General features: G+C 65.2%; 11 protein-coding genes and 3 tRNA genes. 12 read left to right on the plus strand and 2 right to left on the minus strand.

Going from position 1 to position 13,999, the window contains the following annotated elements; all coding sequences use genetic code 11:
* Positions 1-64: 64 nt before the first annotated feature.
* Positions 65-598, plus strand: coding sequence for an inorganic diphosphatase (locus BGO46_RS12065; protein ID WP_292674131.1), 534 nt, complete (start codon positions 65-67; stop codon positions 596-598).
* Positions 599-673: 75 nt separating this feature from the next.
* Here the strand turns inward: BGO46_RS12065 and BGO46_RS12070 are convergent, their stop codons facing one another.
* Complete coding sequence (locus BGO46_RS12070; protein WP_292674257.1) at positions 674-2,059, minus strand: M23 family metallopeptidase; 1,386 nt, start codon at positions 2,057-2,059, stop codon at positions 674-676.
* 248 nt (positions 2,060-2,307) lie between these two features.
* Here BGO46_RS12070 and BGO46_RS12075 point away from each other — a divergent pair.
* The 3 genes from BGO46_RS12075 (at position 2,308) to BGO46_RS12085 (ending at position 2,613) form a co-directional block, all read left to right on the plus strand.
* Positions 2,308-2,380, plus strand: a tRNA-Glu gene (locus tag BGO46_RS12075).
* A 28-nt stretch (positions 2,381-2,408) separates the two neighbouring features.
* A tRNA-Asp gene (locus tag BGO46_RS12080) sits at positions 2,409-2,482 on the plus strand.
* A 58-nt stretch (positions 2,483-2,540) separates the two neighbouring features.
* Positions 2,541-2,613 (plus strand) — tRNA-Phe (locus BGO46_RS12085).
* A gap of 402 nt (positions 2,614-3,015) precedes the next feature.
* Here BGO46_RS12085 and tkt read toward each other — a convergent pair.
* The gene (tkt, locus tag BGO46_RS12090; protein WP_292674128.1) at positions 3,016-5,085 is read right to left on the minus strand and encodes a transketolase; all 2,070 of its coding nucleotides are present in this window, start codon (positions 5,083-5,085) and stop codon (positions 3,016-3,018) included.
* Positions 5,086-5,234: 149 nt separating this feature from the next.
* Here tkt and BGO46_RS12095 point away from each other — a divergent pair, with 149 nt between their 5' ends.
* The 8 genes from BGO46_RS12095 to BGO46_RS12130 all read left to right on the plus strand — a co-directional run bounded on the left by BGO46_RS12095 (position 5,235) and on the right by BGO46_RS12130 (position 13,545).
* Positions 5,235-5,990, plus strand: a complete 756-nt coding sequence (locus BGO46_RS12095) for a GntR family transcriptional regulator (protein ID WP_292674125.1) — start codon at positions 5,235-5,237, stop codon at positions 5,988-5,990.
* Between the two features lie 5 nt (positions 5,991-5,995).
* Positions 5,996-6,448 (plus strand): PTS sugar transporter subunit IIA, encoded by a 453-nt coding sequence (locus BGO46_RS12100; RefSeq protein WP_292674122.1) that lies wholly within the window; start codon positions 5,996-5,998, stop codon positions 6,446-6,448.
* Positions 6,445-6,732 (plus strand): PTS sugar transporter subunit IIB, encoded by a 288-nt coding sequence (locus tag BGO46_RS12105; RefSeq protein ID WP_292674119.1) that lies wholly within the window; start codon positions 6,445-6,447, stop codon positions 6,730-6,732. The genes BGO46_RS12100 and BGO46_RS12105 overlap by 4 nt, the downstream gene beginning before the upstream one ends.
* Before the next feature lie 33 nt (positions 6,733-6,765).
* Positions 6,766-8,226, plus strand: coding sequence for a PTS ascorbate transporter subunit IIC (locus BGO46_RS12110; RefSeq protein WP_292674118.1), 1,461 nt, complete (start codon positions 6,766-6,768; stop codon positions 8,224-8,226).
* A 715-nt stretch (positions 8,227-8,941) separates the two neighbouring features.
* The gene (locus tag BGO46_RS12115; protein WP_292674115.1) at positions 8,942-11,599 is read left to right on the plus strand and encodes a DNA methyltransferase; all 2,658 of its coding nucleotides are present in this window, start codon (positions 8,942-8,944) and stop codon (positions 11,597-11,599) included.
* Between the two features lie 31 nt (positions 11,600-11,630).
* The gene (locus BGO46_RS12120; RefSeq protein ID WP_292674112.1) at positions 11,631-12,062 is read left to right on the plus strand and encodes a hypothetical protein; all 432 of its coding nucleotides are present in this window, start codon (positions 11,631-11,633) and stop codon (positions 12,060-12,062) included.
* A 114-nt stretch (positions 12,063-12,176) separates the two neighbouring features.
* Positions 12,177-12,410: a hypothetical protein gene (locus BGO46_RS12125; protein ID WP_292674110.1), complete on the plus strand. Its 234-nt coding sequence runs from the start codon at positions 12,177-12,179 to the stop codon at positions 12,408-12,410.
* Positions 12,400-13,545: a site-specific integrase gene (locus BGO46_RS12130; RefSeq protein ID WP_292674109.1), complete on the plus strand. Its 1,146-nt coding sequence runs from the start codon at positions 12,400-12,402 to the stop codon at positions 13,543-13,545. Before BGO46_RS12125 ends, BGO46_RS12130 begins: the two co-directional genes overlap by 11 nt.
* Positions 13,546-13,999: the final 454 nt, after the last annotated feature.

Consider the following 13,999-nt stretch of genomic DNA (forward strand, 5'->3'; position numbering starts at 1 on the left):
ACGCAAACCGCGCGCGACTAGGCTGGACCGCGGCATTCCACAGACTTTCCGAAGGAGCACCAGCATGGGCGCATACGACGCCGTCATCGAGATCCCGCGGGGCAGCCGCGTCAAGTACGAGGTCGACCACGGCACCGGCCGGGTCTTCCTCGACCGGATCCTGTTCACGCCGATGGGCTACCCCGCCAACTACGGCTTCTTCGAGGACACGCTCGGTGAAGACGGCGACCCGCTCGACGTGCTGCTGCTGCTCGACCGCGACCTGCACCCCGGGATCATCGCCAAGGTCCGCCCCGTCGCGGTCCTGAAGATGAGCGACGAGGCCGGCGGCGATGACAAGGTCGTTGCGGTGCTCGCGAAGGACCCGCGCTGGGCGCACATCCAGGACGTCGACGACATCGACGAGTGGACCCGCGGCGAGATCGGCCACTTCTTCGAGCACTACAAGGACCTCGAGCCGAGCAAGTGGGTCAAGGTGGACGAGTGGGCGGATGCTGCGGAGGCCGAGCGCCTCGTGTCCGAAGCGTTCGAGCGCTTCCAGGCTGAGGGCGCGCAGACCGCGACTCAGGGTGAGGGCCACGCCCCGAAGACCATCTGAGACGACGTCTCACACGTCTCACGCAGAAGAGCGGATGCCCCGGGCATCCGCTCTTCTGCGTTGCGTGGGCCTTCGTCAGACCGATATGCCGCGGGCCCGCAGGAAGGGTGCGGGGTCGATGCGCACGCCGCCGGAGTAGACCTCGAAGTGCAGGTGGCATCCGCTGGATGCGCCGGTGTTGCCGACGTAGGCGATCAGCTGGCCGGCGTTGACCCACTGGCCGTAGCCGACGACGTAGCCGCCGGTGGCGATGTGCGCGTAGCCGGTGACGATGCCACCGCCGTGGTCGACCTTGATGTAGTTGCCCCACGAGTCCGCGTAGGCGGCGAATACGACGGTGCCGGCCGCGGCTGCGTAGATGGGCGACCAGCAGCTGGTGGCGAAGTCGATGCCGCGGTGGCCGGTCGTGCAGTAGCCGTTGCCGCAGATCGTGCCGCGGTTGCCGAACCACGAGCTGATGTAGCCGGATGCCGGGCGAACCCATCCGCTGCTGCCCGCCTGCCCGCCGGTGCCGCCTGAGCTCGAACCGCTGCCGCTGCCGGCGTTGGCGGCGGCCTCGGCCGCGGCCTTCGCGGCGGCTTCGGCGGCTGCCTTCGCGGCGGCGGCCGCGGCGGCCTTGCGCGCTTCTTCTTCGCGGCGGCGCACCTCGACTCCGGTCTGGTAGTCGGCGATCGTCTTCGCTGTCGTGTCCTTGAGGGCGGCGAGCTGCGCCTGCAGGGTGTCGAGGTTCGCCGTCTGCGTGTCGAGCGCGGCCTGCGCGGCGACGGCGGCATCCTGCGCGGCGACCATCTTCTGCTCGGCGACCTGCTGCAGACGGTCGCGCTCGTCGCGCGCAACCTGCGCCTGCTTGCTGAGGTTCGTCGCGTTGTCGCGTGCGCCGACCGCGTCGGCGTAGACGCCCTGGTTGGCGGCGACGAGGCGGTCCATCGTGCCGAGCTTGGCGAGCAGGTCGTCGGCCGTGGCCGCCGAACCCGAGAAGAACAGCTCGAGAGCGGCATCATCGCCGCCGGTGCGGTACTGCTGCGCGGCGAGGCGACCGAGCTTCTCGGCCGTCTCCTTCGCGCGCGCGTCTTCGGCGTTGGCCTGATCCTGCAGGGATGCCGCGTCGGCGGCGGCGGTCTCGTAGGCTTCCTGGGCTGCGGCGTACTCGCCGGCGAGGCGCTCGGCCTCGGCCTGCTTGGCGGCGACGTCGGCTTGCAGATCGGCGATGAGGCCTTCGATGCGCGTGACCTCGGCGGCTTTGGCCGACTCGTTGTTCTTGGCACGCTGGACGTCGTCCCACGACGGATAGTCGGCGGCGAACGCGGCGGAGCCGAGGCCCGCGCCGAGTGCGCTCAGACCGAGGATGCCGAGGCCACCGAGGCCCAGCGCCGTGCGGCGCGAGAGCGGACTGCGCAGGCTTCGCAGCTCGCGCTCGGTGGGCGCGCAGCCGCAGTCCTCCGGAGAGCCGGCCTCGTCCATCACAAACGCCCTCAATTCCGTGTCCGCCTTCGGGTCGGCGGCATCCGTCACACTGACAACATCAGTCACACTAACAACATTCACCCCAGACGCCCAGCGTTCGGGGGGCATCCGCTGCCCTGCCATCTTCGCCCGCGCCGGCGCGTCGCGCGAGGACACCACGCCCTCGATTTCCGATTTAGCTGGCTATCTCGTATGCTTGAGCGTCGGTAAGCGTGAGCGCTGGGTCTCCGGATCAGGGTTCACTCGGCCCCATCGTTTAGCGGCCTAGGACGCCGCCCTTTCACGGCGGTAGCACGGGTTCGAATCCCGTTGGGGTCACACTCCGACCACACAACTTAATAAGCATGGCCCTGTAGCGCAGTTGGTTAGCGTGCCGCCCTGTCACGGCGGAGGTCGCGGGTTCAAGTCCCGTCAGGGTCGCTGGTCGAGAGCCTTTCCGAAAGGAGAGGCTCTTGAACAATCAGCGGTTCGCCGCTGAGGCTCTGTAGCTCAGTTGGTAGAGCGCACGACTGAAAATCGTGAGGTCACGGGATCGACGCCCGTCGGAGCCACACGGATGATCATTACGTCATCCCAGAGACCCTCGCGAAGCTTCTATTCGCGGGGGTTTCGCTTTTTCCCAGGTAAGAGGCGTTTTCCAAACCGCTCCCCGACCTGTGGCCGCCCGGCCGTTGAGCGAGCGCAGCGAGTCGAAACGCCCGTCCTGGATGCCGCCGAAGCCCCTCCGCGAGGCGTTTGTGCCGGGAATGTGCCGGGAACTCGGAAATTTCCGTCGGCGAGCTCGTCTCTCGCGGGCGCTCAAAACGCTGATTTAGTCGGCTATTTGTTCGACTCGCGAACCCTCGCTGTGGTCTAGCGACGGGGTGCCTTGCACTTCTCGGTGCCGCCACCACAAACGCCGGCAACCCCTGCGCGGTCCGCGCTAGAAGGGCGCCACACTCAAGCCCCCGCGGCTACCGGTCGGCGAGCCGGACGCTCTCGTCGATCGCGGCGAGAACACGTGCTGGTGTCATCCCGCGCGCGACGAGCGCCTGGTCGGCTGGAGCAGATACACCAAACTCGTCGATGCCAACAATGAGGCCGTCGCGTCCGGCGATGTCGTGCCACCCGAAGCTCGCGGCGGCCTCGACGATCACGCGGGCCGTGACGGATTCCGGAAGCACCTCTTCGCGGTACGCCGCATCTTGGGCCGCGAACCATTCGCGGCTGGGCATGGACACGACGCGCACCTTGAGTCCGTCAGCAGCCTTGGCGGTGGCCGCCTCGAGCGCGAGCGCCAGCTCACTACCGGTGGCGATCACGATCACGTCCGGGTCGGCGACGTCGTTCACGGCGTACGCGCCGCGTTCTACGCCGCTTCGCACGCGGTCTAGCGGTAATGGAAGCACGGGGACGCCCTGTCGGCCGAGCACGAGCCCCGTCGGCCCATCCTTGTGCAGGATCGCGTGCCACGCGGCGACGGTCTCATTGGCGTCAGCGGGACGCACGACGGAGAAGCCGGGAATCGCGCGAAGGCTGGCGAGGTGCTCGATCGGCTGGTGAGTGGGACCGTCCTGCCCGAGGGCGACCGAGTCGTGCGACCAGATGTAGGTAACGGGTAGGCCCATCAACGCCGCAAGGCGGATCGCGGGGCGCTGGTAGTCGCTGAACACGAGGAAGGTTCCCGCGAAGATCCGCCACCCGCCCGACAGAGCAATCCCGTTCATCGCCGATGCCATCGCGTGCTCGCGAACACCCCAGTGGATGTTCCGCCCGGCGCGGTCCCCGAGCCCTGAGATCTCCGGAAGGAATGAACCACCGTTTTTGATCTCGGTCCGGTTGGGTTCTGCCAGATCGGCCGATCCGCCCCACAGCGCGGGGACGGAAGCGGCGATGGCCTGGATGGCAGCACCGGAGGCATCTCGCGTGGCCACCGACGCGCCAGAGCTGTACACGGGCAACTGAGCCAGCAGGCCCTCGGGCAGCGTCCGCTCCGTGAAGCGGCGATGCGCGTCCGCGCGGTCGGCGTCGGCCGAAGCCCACTCCTCAAACCTGTCCTCCCACCTCAGCCGCGCGCTCACGCCACGATCCACTGCGGACCTCGTGTATGACAGCACCTCGTCTGCGATCTCGAAGGGAGCGTCGGTAACGCCCATCGCATCGCGCAGCCCGGCGATCTCCGCCGCGCCCAGTGGGGCGCCGTGCGAGCCGGCCGTGCCGACCGCGGTGGGCGCGGGGAACGCGATCTGCGACTTGAGGATCACCAGGCGCGGCTTTCCCGCCGGCCCCCCGGCGCTCAGTACCCGATCGAGGCCGTCGACGTCTACGTCTCCGTCCGCTGCGAGTTCAACGCGATCGACGTGCCAGCCCTGAGCGCCGAAGCGCGCGGCCGCGTCCTCGACGCTCGTGAGCGCCGTGCCCCCTTCGATCTGGATGTCGTTGTCGTCGTAGATGACCGTGAGGTTGTCCAGCCCGAACCGGCCGGCGAGCGCGCCAGCCTCGTACGAGAGCCCCTCCTGCAGGTCCCCATCGGAGGCGAGGACCCAGACGCGACGGTCGAACGGCGACTGACCTTGTGCGGCGTCGGCGTCAAACGTCGCCCGCTCGTGGGCGAAGCCCATGGCCATCCCGACCGCGGTGGCGAGGCCCTGCCCGAGCGGACCGGTCGTAGTCTCGACGCCCGCAGTGTGGCCGTACTCCGGGTGCCCCGGCGTACGCGAGCCCAAGGTGCGGAACTCTTTCAGGTCATCGAGTGTGACGTCGTAGCCGGTGAGGAAGAGTTGCGTGTACAGGAGAATGCTCGCGTGTCCGCACGACAGGACGAAGCGGTCTCGCCCAGCCCAGTCCGGCCGGGTCGGGTCATGCCGGAGGTGCTTCTGGAACAGAAGTGTCGCCACCGGAGCGAGGGCGATCGCCGTTCCCGGGTGGCCCGATCTCGCGCGCTCCACAGCGTCGGCGGCGAGCAGCCGGGCGGCGACGACCGCGCGGTGATCGACTGATTCGGACGCGTGCTGCAGCAGGACTTCGGGTTGCGTGGATGACATGATGGGGCTCCCTTGATCGCCAACAGGTTATAACGTCATGATGACTTTGTCGACCAAGAGCCTGTTTTCCTGAGGTACTTGCGCTCCCTCGAGATCAATGTCAACATGTCGTCATAACGACTTATTCAGAGACGAATGGAGGCCCCGCCATGAGCATCGACGCCGGGACGAGCAAGTACGTCGCCGTGCGAAGCAGTCTGCTTCGCCGGATCTCCGAGATGCAGGTCGGCGACCGGCTGCCCTCCGAGCCAGTGCTGTGCGAAGAGTTCGGCGTCAGCCGGATCACGCTGCGCCACGCCGTTGACGGACTGGTCCAGGACGGCAGACTTACTCGCGAGCACGGACGGGGCACCTTCGTCTCCGCACCCCAGCCGGGCGTGCACTACCCCGAGCGGTTCGCCGACGTGGTGACGGGCTTCCACCGACAGCAGACGTCGGCAGGCCACACAGTCACCACTCGCGTGCTCCGCCAGGAGCTGGTACCGGCAACCGCGGACGTCGCACGGTTGCTCGAGTTGTCGATGGGTGACAGCGTTGTCGAACTCGTGCGGCTGCGTTACGTCAACGGCCAGCTCCATCAGTACGTCGTCACACACCTCCCGTACGCGCGCTTCCCCGGGACTCTAACCACCGACCTGACGGAGGGCTCGCTCTACGACTACCTCCACGATCAGTACGGCATTGTCCTCGCCCGCAACGACCTCACCGTGCGGGTCGTGGAGGCGTCACCCGAGATCGCGATGAATCTCTCCGTCGAGCCCGGACTGCGACTGCTCAGCATCGCATCGACCGTATTCACCGAAGATGACGTCCCCGTCGCGTTTGGCACCGCTCGCCATACGCCTGAGAACAGCGAGATCGACCTGAGCCTGCGCATGGCGGGACCCACCCCGAAGGAAGCGTGAAAGCCATGCTCACCGAACACCTGAACGAAGCCACTCTGCTGTTCGAGACGAACATCGCCGGATGGCGTGATGCCATCGAGGACGTCGCCGCCCCGCTCCTCGCTTCGGGAGCGATCTCCCGCCGCTACGTCGAGGCGATGCTCGAATCCATCGCGGCCGGCGGCACCTACATCGATCTCGGATTTGGCATCGCGCTAGCGCACGCGCGCCCGGAGAACGGTGTGAACCGCACCGGCCTGAGCGCGCTATGGGTTCAACCAGAGGTCCTGCTCAACGACGAACCAGCCCATCCGATCTCCCTGTTCTTCTGCCTCGCCGCAGCGGACAGCTCCAGCCACCTGGCAGCCCTCGCCGCACTCGGCAAACTGCTTTCCGACGACGCCACGAGGGAATCCCTTCTCGCGGCCCGAACCCCCGCCGAGGCATTGGCGGTTCTCAAGACAGGAGACGAAGAATGACGAAGTTCCTCGCGGTGTGCAGCACCGGACTAGGTAGCAGCTTCATGGTCCACATGAACATCGAGAAGGTCCTCAAGGAGCTCGGAATCTCGGGCATCGAGGTCGATCACGCCGACCTCGGATCCGTGTCACCGAGTTCAGCCGACGCCGTCTTCGTCGGCAGCGACCTCGCCGAGGCCGCCGCAGGGCTCGGGGACGTCGTCGTCCTCACAAACATCATCGACATCAACGAACTCCGTGCCAAGGTCAGCGACGCTGCCGCCCGACACGGCCACACCGCCTAGTCCTCAGGGCGAAGGTACTGAAAGGAAACCATCATGGATGCTGTCATCGATGTCCTCCTGGACATCTTCACCAAACCTGCGGTCATCGTCGCCCTCATCGCGCTGATCGGGCTCGCAGCGCAGAGCAAGTCGTTCAGTGACGTGCTCAAGGGCACCGTTCGCACACTCGTCGGCTTCCTCGTGCTCGCCGCCGGCGCTGGGGTCGTCGTCACCGCACTGAACCCCTTCGGCGAGATGTTCCAGCACGCGTTCAACGTGCAGGGCGTCGTCCCCAACAACGAGGCCATCGTCGCGCAGGTACTCCTGGATTACGGTTCCGCGGCCGCGCTGATCTTCTTCTTCGGGATGATCGTGAACATTGCCCTCGCGGCGACCACACGCTTCAAGTACATCTATCTCTCGGGGCACGTCGCGTTCTACATCGCCGCGATGTTCGCCGTCATCCTCGGTGTCGCCGGATTCGCACCGTGGGCCGTCGTCCTGTGGGGCTCGATCGCACAGGGCGTATACATGGTGGTCTCCCCCGCCCTCGTCCAGCCGTTCATGCGGCGCGTGACCGGCACCGACGACGTCGCCCTCGGCCACACCGGCGGAGCGGGAATCGCTCTCAGCGGCCTCGTCGCGCTGATTACGCGTGGCAAGGGCACGTCCAAGTCCACCGAGGAGATGAACTTCCCCAAGGGTCTCGGATTCCTTCGCGATACGACCGTAATCGTCGCGCTGTCCATGGCGGTGATCTACGTGATCGTCGGTCTGTTCGCGGGAGCACCGTACATCGAGAACGAACTGTCGAACGGTGACAACTTCATTGTCTATCTGCTGCTGCTTGCCGCGAATTTCTCGGCCGGCGTCTTCATCATCCTCGCCGGCGTGCGTGTCGTGCTTGCCGAGATCGTCCCGGCCTTCAAGGGCATCTCGGAGAAGCTCGTGAAGAACGCTAAGCCCGCACTCGACGTGCCGATCGTTTTCACCTTCGCGCCGAACGCCGTCCTCATCGGCTTCCTCGCGAGCTTTGTCGGCGGCATCGTCAGCATGGCGGCGATGGTCGCAATGGGAACGGCCGTCATCATTCCGGGCGTGGTCGCACACTTCATGACCGGCGCGGCATCTGGCGTCATCGGCAACGCCGCGGGCGGACGCCGGGGCGCTATGCTCGGCGCGTTCGCGAACGGCGTCGCAATCAGCTTCCTGCCGCTGTTCCTCCTGCCCGTCCTCGGAAATGTCGGGCTCGCCAACGCCACATTCTCGGATGCCGACTACGGCGTCTTCGGGCTCATCCTCGGCGGGCTGTCGGCCGCCGGTGGTCAGGTCGCCATCATCGTCGGGCTCATCGCCTCGGTGGCGGTGCTGTACGTGCTGACGTTCGTGCTCCGCGCCCGAGACAAGGCACTCGCCGCCGCCACGAACACGCCGGAGGCCCGTGAGGTCGAAGCCGACCTTACCGACGAAGCGGGGCGCGCGGCAACGCCGCCGGCGGTGACGCCGCGCCACTAAGACGCGCGAAGTCGGGAGGGGGAGGAACCATCGGCTCCTCCCCCTCCTTCGTGTCCGAGTCCTGATGCTCTTGCCAGCTCCGCGCCTTGTTCCGGCACTCCTCCGGCGGACTCACCCCTTCCCGCGAGGGTTGGTTACCCGCCTCCTCGATAGGTTGGCAGTGTCCACCGGCTGTGTAGCAAGCGCGATTCCCGCAGATGCGCGGGCATTTCTATCTGTGCGAGTCGCGGCTGAGCAAGGCACATCTCCGCAGCAACTGAGGCAGAGGCTGGTACTGCAGTCGGTCTGGGAGACCTCAGGACCCACCACCTTCCACGACGGGCTTGACGTTCAGCCAGGGCCTCAGCGATCGATGGTGCTGACGACATCTTTGTAGGCTGCACCGCTGCGAACGCACCGCCGAACCGTGCCCCGGAACAAACGGGACGAGAGCAAGCGCCTCCAGCCTCGAAGAGATCGCGCCTCGCACGGCAGACAACGCTGAGGGACGACAACCAAGCATGATCAGTCTGACGACGCCGTGTGAGACGCACGCCCACGATGTAAACGACCGGTAGAACGCGAGTCACGCCGAGTCATCGGCGGCACGCCTCGTCGACGCTCGGCGGGGTTGATGGGCGTCGATAGGATTGGCGAGCAACCCGAGGATGGTGGTGTTGTCTCATGCAGGGATTCGCCTTCCCCTGGGACAGTGGGCATGAGAGCGGGGATTGTCATGGCGAGACTCAATCTCAAGGCCGTCGAGGAGCGCGTCGCGCCCCTGGCTGGTCGCGAGAGCTACGACCGCGAGTTCATCTTCGACCTGCTCCTTGCGTACGGGAAGCCGCAGAGCAGCGTCACGCGGCTCCGCACCGGCGATCTCAACGTCGCTGCCGACCCCGCGACCGAGGTCGCGCAGAAGAAGGTTGTCTACTTCAAGGAGACCACCGGCGACCCACTCGAGGCGCTCGAGGCGCTGAAGACCTCGTCCGATGTAGTGCGCTTCAGCACGCGCTTCGTGATCGTCACCGACTACGGCGAGCTGGTCGCGCACGACACTCAGACCGGCGACACGATCGGCTTCCCGATCCGCGACATCAACCAGCACTTCACGTTCTTCCTCCCCTGGGCTGGCATGGAGAAGGCCCAGTACGTCGCCGAAGCGCACGCCGACGTCAAAGCCGCTGAGCGTATGGGCAAGCTATTTGACGAACTGCTCCACGCCAACCCTGGCCTGCTGGAGGAGCCGCACGGACGACACGCGCTGAACCTCTTCTTCACGCGTCTGCTGTTCTGCTTCTTCGCCGAGGACACCGGGATCTTCGCGGAGAACCAGTTCACCAAAGCCGTTGGATCGCACACGCTGGCTGACGGTTCCGACACCAATGAGTTCCTTGCCGACTTGTTCTTGGCGCTCGACACGGAGGGCACTGCAGGCAAGCCGAACCACCTTGCGGCATTCCCCTACGTCAACGGGCGGCTCTTCCGAACGGACAGCCGGTTCGTCGTGCCTCAGTTCACGAAGGTCGCCCGCGATGAACTGATCAACGCTGGCAAGCTCATCTGGCGCGAGATCAACCCCGACATCTTCGGCTCGATGTTCCAGGCGATCGTCACCCCCGGAAAGCGCAGTGACCTCGGCCAGCACTACACCTCGGTGCCGAACATTCTGAAGACGATCGAGCCGCTGTTCCTCGATGCGCTCAAAGACGAACTGGATGCCAGCCACGACTCGGTGAAGAAGCTCGAAGCCCTCCTGGAGCGCATCAGCGCGATCAAGGTCTTCGACCCAGCATGTGGCTCGGGGAACTTCCTCGTCATCGCGTACAAGGAGCTGCGCCGACTCGAGCACGCGATCCTCGACCGCCTCACCGAGCTGGACGAGAGGCGCCGCGTGCTGTTCGCGGATTCGAAGATCAACATTGAGAACTTCTTCGGCATCGAGATCGACGACTTCGCCGTCGAGGTCGCGATCCTGTCGCTGTGGATCGCCAAGCACCAGATGAACTCTGAGTTCAAGGACAAGTTCGGCGTCTTAATCCCGCTGATCCCACTGAAGGAAACCGGCCAAGTCAAGCAGGGCAACGCGACGCGCGACGACTGGGACGAGGTTTGCCCGAACGACGGCGGTGAGATCTACCTAATTGGCAATCCGCCGTATAAGGGCGGCAAGTCGCAGGGCAAGGAGATGAAGGCTGACTACCCCTTCGTGTTCGGGACCCGACCCTATTCGAAGGACCTCGACTACATCGCGCTATGGTTCATCAAAGGTGCTGACTACATCGAAGGAACGCGCGCGGAGCTGGCATTCGTCACAACTAACTCGGTTGCCCAGGGCGAGCATGTTGGCTTGATGTTCCCGATGATCTTCGCCAAGGGCCTCGAAATCGGGTACGCGTACACGTCCTTCAAGTGGGAGAACAACGCCAAACACAATGCTGGCGTCACGGTTGCGGTGATCAACCTCCGCGCTGCGCGGCCAGGGCAGAAGTTCATCTTCACAGACGGACTGCAGATCGAAGCGAAAAACATCAACGGGTACCTGGCTGATGCTTCCTCGGTATTCATCTATCGCCGGGCAGGAGTGCTCAGTCCCTCTCTACCTCGCATGGTCCTCGGGTCAATGCCAAAGGATGGCGGGCACCTAATCCTCGACGCGGCAGAGCGCGACCATTCGCTCGAGGCGGACCCTGAGTCGGACAAGTACCTCAAGCAGTACGTCGGATCAGCCGAGTTCATCAACGACATCCAGCGGTTCTGCGTCTGGGTCTCAGACGCAGAACTGAACTCGGCGAGACAGGTCGGACCGATCGCGACTCGACTCGATGCGGTAAGCGAGTGGCGAGCAGGTCGCGATGAAGCCGGAGTCCGTGCATTCGCTTCGTTCCCCAACCGGTTTAAGCAGGTTGCGTACAAGGCAACCGAATCGATCATCGTGCCGCGGGTGTCTTCGGCGCGCCGCAAATATGTACCGATCGGCTATCTCGGAGAGAACGCAGTGATCTCCGATGCCGCTAACGCCGTTTACGACGCGGAACCGTGGATCTTCGCGCTCCTCACGTCTCAGATTCACATCGCGTGGCTCGCAGCAGTCGGCGGCCGAATGAAGACGGACTACCGCTACGGCGCTTACATCGTCTACAACAACTTCCCAGTCCCGCCGCTGTCGGATGCGGTGAAGGAACAGCTAACGATCGCAGCGTTCCGCATCCTGGATGTGCGCGAGTACCACTGCGAGCGAACGCTCGCCGAGCTCTACGACCCGGACAAGATGCCCGACGACCTGCGCGAGGCGCACGCCGCGGTCGACGCGCTGGTCGACTCGATCTACTCCAAGCCCCGTCGGTTCCGCACTGCGGATCGCGCCCGGATTCACCGCCACCACGGTCGATGACGATGCCGGCATCGAAACGACGCTCGAAGCCGTGTACGACGCCGACGAGGGCCGCTACATCGTTTCGACCATCGTCAACCGCGGCATCCGCAAAGGATTCGACGAGATCGCGATCCGGCACACCGCGCCGCAAGCGATCCTGCAAGCAGCCATCCCGCACTGCGTCTCTGTCCGCCTCGAGCACGGCTGGTTCACCGTCGCGGAGCTGTCCGCCACCGAGGGGCGCATCATCCCCGAATGGCTGGCTGCCGAAGTCGTCAAGCGTGGGTCGAAGACGGACCGCATGGAAGTCATCCAGATCCTCTACGGCGCCTCCGCCCTCGCCGGGCTCCCCCCGACGAAGTTCGTGCAGGTCGAACTCGGCGTACCCCACCGCACCGCAAGTGACTGGATCGGCAAAGCTCGATCCGCGGGCTATCTCAAAGGCATGAGCTACACCGCCGGCCGACAGGCGGATGACTGACGCGCGCCATGCCTCCTCCGTCTCACTGAACCTGCGCTCTCTCTGCGCCGACCTTCGCCCTCAGCAGTCACCGCGGGATCTCTTCCCGCGTTCTCTGATCGTGAGGAGTCCGCAATGACGCTCGAAGCAAACCCGCTGCCCGACGTGCTGGACTTCACCGGCCGATCCGCCTATCTCGACCGCCGCGAAGCTGCTGCCTACTGCCGCGTGCCGATGTCGACGTTCGATTCGCTGCGGCGGCGCAACCAGGTCCCCCACCCCGATGCGGAGATGGGGAAGCACATGCTCTGGAAGCGCACCACGCTTGAAGACTTCCTCGAGGCTGGCGGAACCCGAAATGCCCATTGATCCGGAGACATCTCGCCTCGACCCGAGGACGCGACGGTCGCTCCCCGACGGTATCCGCTACCGCGCAGACCGCGGAGGGAAATACCAAGTCCGCGTGTGGGGAGTGGGCCGGGACGGCGAGTGGAGGGAGCGAACGACTCTCGTCGGCACCCTGAAGGAAGCAAAGGCGCTGCGCGCTGACCAGTCAGCGAAGCAATTTCCCGAAGGCTCAATGAAACTCGACGATTGGCACACGCGGTACTGGCCAATCATTCGAGACAGCGTCCGGCCGTCGACCGTCCGTGCGTATGAACGCGGGTGGCGGCTCCGCGTGCAGCCGTGGCTTGGGCACCGAAAGCTCGAGTCGATCACGGCAGGGGACGTCGAACAGGCACTCAGCGAGTGGGACGGAAGCGCCTCAACGAAGATCGACGCGCTCGCGGTTCTGAGCAGGCTTCTGAAGGGCGCGGTGAGGGCTCGGATCATCCCGGCGAACCCAGCTCAGCTCGCGCGCCGCCCCGTTCCGGAGCCGCAGCTCAACTTGCGCTCGCGAGCGCTGACCGCTGCGGAGGTACCTGCCGTGCTCGCCGCGGTGCCGCCCGGACCTTACCGGAACTACTTGGCGGGGCTCATCTACACCGGCATGCGTGCCAACGAGGCCGCCGCCCTCCAAGTCGGCGACGTTGACGTCGCGTCCAGATCGATTCACGTGCACCGCAGCTTCAGCACGAATCTCGAAGGGAAGATCCAGGAGTACACGCCGAAGAGCCATAAGGAACGCGATGTGCCCATCCCCGCCGCACTGGTACCGCACCTGCTGGAGGCGATGGAGGGCAAAGCTCGTTCTGCACTCGTCTTTACCGGTCCGCGCGGGGGACGGATCAACGGATCAAACGTGCGACGAGCGGTCAAGTGGGATGCCATGAAAGAACTCCTCGACCGCGACGACTACCGGATCCACGACCTCAGGCACACGCTCGCAACGCTTCTGTTCGATGGCGGTGCATCCGCGAACGACGTTCAGGCGATCATGGGCCACTCCACACTTCAAATGACCGAGAGATACAGTCGGGCGAGATCAGACGCCGCTCGCCGCGGTGCCGAACGCCTGGACTCGCTGTTCGGCAGTCCGCCTGGCACATCACCGTCGCGGTAGGCACCGGCAGCGACATCGCCCCGTTTGCTTGCACGCGGACGGTTCGAGAAGACATCCTCCGGGTCGAGTCAGATGGAGCTGCGAGCCCGCGCCCGTCCCTCGCAGGAGCACGCAAGAGGATCCAAGCCGGTCAACGTGCATCCCGAGCAGGGGGGGCGCCGGTGCAGTGGATTCCTAACTTCGACTTCCCGCCACACCTTCGAGGCCGCGCGACAGCGCTAGCGCTAGGGCCGTTCGGCAGCGCGAGCCGCGGCTAACGCTGAATCCGATCCGTGACAGCGTTATCAAATTCTGAATCGTCGGGTACTGGCGCATATTCGTTGACGTCCTGCGGTCTCTTCGGATACAGTCACCAATGCGGTGACAACGTTGTCGTGGGCCGCCCCCTTCATTCGGTCCGGTCGCTGTGCGAGTCGTCGGTTTCCAGTTGATGGGTGCATTGCCGAGCGTAGTC

This window comes from Microbacterium sp. 70-16, assembly GCF_001898315.1.
Lineage (GTDB): Bacteria > Actinomycetota > Actinomycetes > Actinomycetales > Microbacteriaceae > Microbacterium.

Bases quoted from the DNA above. Each gene is read 5' to 3' on its own strand.
- BGO46_RS12065 (WP_292674131.1), top strand. From the start codon at position 65: ATGGGCGCATACGACGCCGTCATCGAGATCCCGCGGGGCAGCCGCGTC.
- BGO46_RS12130 (WP_292674109.1), top strand. From the start codon at position 12,400: ATGCCCATTGATCCGGAGACATCTCGCCTCGACCCGAGGACGCGACGG.
- BGO46_RS12115 (WP_292674115.1), top strand. From the start codon at position 8,942: ATGGCGAGACTCAATCTCAAGGCCGTCGAGGAGCGCGTCGCGCCCCTG.
- BGO46_RS12100 (WP_292674122.1), top strand. From the start codon at position 5,996: ATGCTCACCGAACACCTGAACGAAGCCACTCTGCTGTTCGAGACGAAC.
- BGO46_RS12070 (WP_292674257.1), bottom strand. From the start codon at position 2,059: ATGGACGAGGCCGGCTCTCCGGAGGACTGCGGCTGCGCGCCCACCGAG.
- BGO46_RS12105 (WP_292674119.1), top strand. From the start codon at position 6,445: ATGACGAAGTTCCTCGCGGTGTGCAGCACCGGACTAGGTAGCAGCTTC.
- BGO46_RS12110 (WP_292674118.1), top strand. From the start codon at position 6,766: ATGGATGCTGTCATCGATGTCCTCCTGGACATCTTCACCAAACCTGCG.
- BGO46_RS12095 (WP_292674125.1), top strand. From the start codon at position 5,235: ATGAGCATCGACGCCGGGACGAGCAAGTACGTCGCCGTGCGAAGCAGT.
- BGO46_RS12125 (WP_292674110.1), top strand. From the start codon at position 12,177: ATGACGCTCGAAGCAAACCCGCTGCCCGACGTGCTGGACTTCACCGGC.
- tkt (WP_292674128.1), bottom strand. From the start codon at position 5,085: ATGTCATCCACGCAACCCGAAGTCCTGCTGCAGCACGCGTCCGAATCA.